Origin of the sequence: Streptomyces sp. SID3212 (assembly GCF_009865405.1) — a bacterium.
GTDB lineage: Bacteria > Actinomycetota > Actinomycetes > Streptomycetales > Streptomycetaceae > Streptomyces.
Window position 1 is genome coordinate 1 of record NZ_WWJY01000839.1, and the last position, 3513, is coordinate 3513.

Consider the following 3513-nt stretch of genomic DNA (forward strand, 5'->3'; position numbering starts at 1 on the left):
GCATCGCCGACTCCGCCGGAGGCATCACCTTCGACCTCGCGGGAGCCGCCGGCCCCGCCCCGGTGCTCGTCCTGCGCCGGCGCGACGGCGCCCCCGAGGACGGCACCGACCACGAGGTACGGCTGCCGCTGACCGGAGGCGGCGGGGACGGACCGGGGGCGGGCGCCGGACCGGCGCTGCGGGCCGTGCTGCCCAGCACGGTGCATCTGGCCGAGGGGTACTGGGACGTCAGGACGGGGGCCGACGGCGAACACGCCGTACGCCCCGGGGTCAGGGACGTACGGGCGCTCGTGGACCGGATCCCCGGCTCCGACCGGGTCGCCGCCCGGATCCCGTACCCGACGGGCGACGGCCGCCTCGCCGTCCGCAGCTGGGTCCGCACCCCGCACGCCGAGGCCGGCGCGATCCGCTGCGAGCGGGGCACGATGACCGTCGGGGGAGTGCTGTACGGCGCCGAGGCGCGGCCCGGCGCGGTGGCCGAGGCGCGCCTGCGCGGCGGCGGCCGGGTCCACCGGGTCCCGGTCACCGGCCGGGGGGCGTCCTTCGCCTTCACCCTGCCGTACGCCCTCCTCACCGACGCTCCGGTGGGGCGGCGGCAGCGGTGGGACCTGTGGCTGCGGCCCGCCCCCGACGCGGACGGCATCCGGATCTCCCGCATCCTGGACGACATCTGGGACAAGCGGAACATCCTCGTCTACCCCCGCTTCGTCCGCCCGGGCCCGGAGGCCTGGTCGGCCGCGCCCTGTTACGCGGCCGACAACGGACTCTGCGTACGCCTGGAGCCCGCGCCGGACGCGCCGTAGGGGCGTGGACGCGTCCCGTCTCCCTCCGCTCCCTCCGCGCGAGGCGCCCCCTGCCGGGCGCTGACGTGGCACTTACTTGAGAGCGAAATGACCGAAAACGAACGGGCCGGCCGTGTCCGACGTCGGCGGATCGTGCGAGGGAATGGTGAATTCCGCATGGTCCGACAATTCTCCACCGCTCTCGCGGGGGCGGCTCCGGTGTGAATTCGTTAAGGGTGAATTTATGTGATCTTAGGGGGCGTGGAATTACTCCGGAGTGCCGAATCGGAGGGCCGAACGAGTGAAGTCGTGGCGTTGCGCCAGGAGGCGTGATCCTGTGACACAAGTGTGACGGCGGACCGGCGGGAACGGTCCGAGTCCGGCGATTGCCCGGCTTCCTTCCGCGCCCCGGGGCGCCTACCGTGAGTGGCATGGCACCCACACCGACCCCCCAGGACCCGCCCTCCGACGACCTCGGTTCGTACGTGGGCCTCGACGCCGACGACGCCGGGAACCGGGCCCGGCAGCGGGGCTGGACAACGGTCCGGGCGCTGCCGCCGGGCGCGATCATCACCATGGAGTACGTGGTGGGCCGCCTCAATTTCGAGGTCGAGCACCACCGGGTGGTGCGCTGCTGGCGCGGCTGAAACGCCGCACGGGCGCGGGAAAGGCCCCCGGCCTGGGCCGGGGGCCTTCCGTGTCCTGAAAGCGTCCTGAAAGGCCGCCTGGACGGCTGAGCGTCCTCGGCGGACGCTCAGCCGCCCGTCACCGGCCGCGAACGCGGCGGACGGCGGCTGCCGGCCGGGGTGATGGGCGTACGTTCCGAACGGACCGCGTGCGGGCGCGGCTGCGTGTGCGTCGCGGGCCGCCCGGCCGCCGTCCGCCCGGGGTGACCGGCGCCGATCGGCTCACGTGGCGTGTCGTCGTCCTCCGCGTGCCCCGACCCCACCGGGACCGGCCGGGGACCGCCCGCGGCGACCGGGGCCTGCGCCGCGAGCCTCCTGCGGGCGCGCAGCCGGTCCAGGACGGTGTCCCGTACGGCGAGGATCGCGCGCTCCATCCGGCCGATCATCGGCTCGCACCACGGCAGGGCGAGCAGGATCAGCAGCCCCGCGGCCCAGCCCAGGAGCACGTCGCTCAGCCAGTGCGTACCCAGGTAGACGGTGGTCGCGCCGACCCCCAGGGCCACCATGGACGACGTGATCGACAGATACCGCCTGGCCCGGGGCGTACTGGCCAGATAGGCCAGGATTCCCCAGGTCACGACGGCGTTGGCGGTGTGTCCCGAAGGAAATATATCGCCGCCGGCGAAGAGCTCCGCCGAGCCGATCTGGGTCGCGTAGTGGGGGCCGAGCCGCCCGAGGCCGATCTTGACCGCCCCGACGGTGATGTTGAGCAGCAGCAGGGCCGTGCCCAGAGCCAGCAGGGGCCGCACCGTGTGCTGGCGCCAGGAGCGCCACCCGAGCCAGGCCGCGATCATCACGGCCGTGGGGCCGCGCTGCCCGAGCACCACGAAGTAGTCGAGGAAGGCGTGGAGTCCCGGCCACTGCTGGTACGGCCGGAACAGCATGACTTTCCAGTCGAGGGTCACCAGCCAGGAATCGGCGAGCACGGCGACGACGATGGCGAGATAGAACGCCAACGTTCCGCCGAGGAGAGCCTTGCGGGTGCGACTCATCCGCGGGATCTCTATCTTCGGCGGCTCCGGCTCCCGATCCAGGCGGGCAAAGATGTTGGTGCGCACGCAATCGACGTTACAGCGAGTGAGTGACCGAACAGGGCGATCAGGTCTCTTTGTGATGACGATGTGATGTGGAGTATGTCTCAGGTCACGGTTTATCCGGCCCTGTTCCCGAAATCCAAGGGACCCCGAACCCTATTCACCGGCATGGCGTTACCGGAACTGTCTTTGTGCGGAACAGAATGAGTTCACCGGGACGCCGTGTGGAATTTCCCCGCCGCTTGCGGAAGGCCCGGCCGCGACGGAGGCGGCCGGTGTGGCGCACGCCACACCGGATGATCCGAACCGTGAGACCTGCGCCACGTGACATGCGCGTTCCCTCGCGTACTGTGGCGGATCACCCGCGCGTCGACGCTGGGTCGCTGTGGGGTCGCCCGGTGAGGCTAGGGTCCCGGTCGGCCCTCCGAGTGCGGGGGACGCATCGGGAGGTACTCAGATGACCGGGACCACCACGGCCGCCGCGCGGTCGCGCGCCGCCGTCGGCGGTGCCAACCGCTGGGTCGTCCTGGTTGTCCTCTGCGTCAGCCTGCTGCTCGTCGCGCTGGACGCGACCGTGCTGCACGTGGCCGTCCCCTCCGTCACCGAGGACCTGAACCCCAGCGGCGTCCAGCTGCTCTGGATCGTGGACGCCTACCCGTTGGTCTGCGCCGCCCTCCTGATCCTCTTCGGCACCCTCGGCGACCGCATCGGGCGCCGGCGGGTGCTGCTGCTCGGGTACGGGCTCTTCGCGGCGGCCTCCGCCGTCGCCGCCTTCGCGGGCTCGCCCATGGTGCTGATCGGGGCGCGCGCCCTGCTCGGCGTCGGCGGCGCGATGATCATGCCGGCCACCCTGTCCATCCTCCGCGCGGTCTTCCCCGACCGGCGGGAGCGGGCGGTGGCCATCGGGGTGTGGACGGCGGTCGCCGCGGTCGGCGCCGCCGTGGGGCCCGTCCTCGGCGGCTTCCTCGTCGAGCACTTCTGGTGGGGCTCGGTCTTCCTGATCAACCTGCC

4 protein-coding genes are annotated in these 3513 nt (G+C 72.3%); 3 read left to right on the forward strand and 1 reads right to left on the reverse strand.

Features of this window, described 5'->3' with window-relative positions; translation table 11 throughout:
* The first annotated feature begins 2 nt into the window (after nt 1–2).
* Both GT042_RS25465 and GT042_RS25470 read left to right on the forward strand, forming a co-directional pair.
* Nucleotides 3–803 carry a hypothetical protein gene (locus GT042_RS25465; protein ID WP_161311066.1) on the forward strand — a complete coding sequence of 267 codons (801 nt, stop codon included), beginning with the start codon at nt 3–5 and terminating at the stop codon, nt 801–803.
* A gap of 410 nt (nt 804–1213) precedes the next feature.
* Nucleotides 1214–1429 carry an I78 family peptidase inhibitor gene (locus tag GT042_RS25470; protein ID WP_161311067.1) on the forward strand — a complete coding sequence of 72 codons (216 nt, stop codon included), beginning with the start codon at nt 1214–1216 and terminating at the stop codon, nt 1427–1429.
* A 107-nt stretch (nt 1430–1536) separates the two neighbouring features.
* Here GT042_RS25470 and GT042_RS25475 read toward each other — a convergent pair whose 3' ends face one another.
* The gene (locus GT042_RS25475) at nt 1537–2526 is read right to left on the reverse strand and encodes a phosphatase PAP2 family protein (RefSeq protein WP_161311068.1); all 990 of its coding nucleotides are present in this window, start codon (nt 2524–2526) and stop codon (nt 1537–1539) included.
* 433 nt (nt 2527–2959) lie between these two features.
* Between GT042_RS25475 and GT042_RS25480 the strand changes: the two genes are divergently transcribed.
* The coding region (locus GT042_RS25480; RefSeq protein ID WP_161311069.1) for an MFS transporter at nt 2960–3513 on the forward strand (554 nt) is incomplete at its 3' end.